The following is a 470-nucleotide window of genomic DNA, read 5'->3' on the forward strand; positions in this document are numbered from 1 at the left end:
TATTTAATTTAGAAAAAATGGAGGAGGTAGAGGGATTCGAACCCCCGCGCGACTCTCGCCGCCTGTCGGTTTTCAAGACCGATCCCTTCAGCCGAACTTGGGTATACCTCCGAGATATGAACTTTGAGTGGTGGACCTTGTAGGACTCGAACCTACGACCGGACGGTTATGAGCCGTCTGCTCTAACCAGCTGAGCTAAAGGTCCTTATGGTAGCGGCGGAGGGGATCGAACCCCCGACCTCACGGGTATGAACCGTACGCTCTAGCCAGCTGAGCTACACCGCCATAAGTGATATTCAAATAAGTGGAGCCTAGCGGGATCGAACCGCTGACCTCCTGCGTGCAAGGCAGGCGCTCTCCCAGCTGAGCTAAGGCCCCATGTTTTGAAAAATCGGGAAGACAGGATTTGAACCTGCGACCCCCTGGTCCCAAACCAGGTGCTCTACCAAGCTGAGCCACTTCCCGTTAAT

5 tRNA genes are annotated in these 470 nt (G+C 54.3%); all 5 read right to left on the reverse strand.

What is annotated here, in order from left to right:
* Nucleotides 1-18: 18 nt before the first annotated feature.
* Nucleotides 19-111: transfer RNA gene (locus JTF23_RS27455), tRNA-Ser, on the reverse strand.
* A gap of 17 nt (nt 112-128) precedes the next feature.
* Nucleotides 129-205: transfer RNA gene (locus tag JTF23_RS27460), tRNA-Ile, on the reverse strand.
* Nucleotides 206-208: 3 nt separating this feature from the next.
* Nucleotides 209-285: transfer RNA gene (locus JTF23_RS27465), tRNA-Met, on the reverse strand.
* A gap of 20 nt (nt 286-305) precedes the next feature.
* A tRNA-Ala gene (locus tag JTF23_RS27470) sits at nt 306-378 on the reverse strand.
* Between the two features lie 13 nt (nt 379-391).
* A tRNA-Pro gene (locus tag JTF23_RS27475) sits at nt 392-465 on the reverse strand.
* Between the last annotated feature and the right edge of the window lie 5 nt (nt 466-470).

It is taken from the genome of Bacillus sp. RIT 809 (assembly GCF_016892495.1).
Taxonomy (GTDB): Bacteria; Bacillota; Bacilli; order Bacillales; family Bacillaceae_G; genus Bacillus_A; species Bacillus_A cereus_U.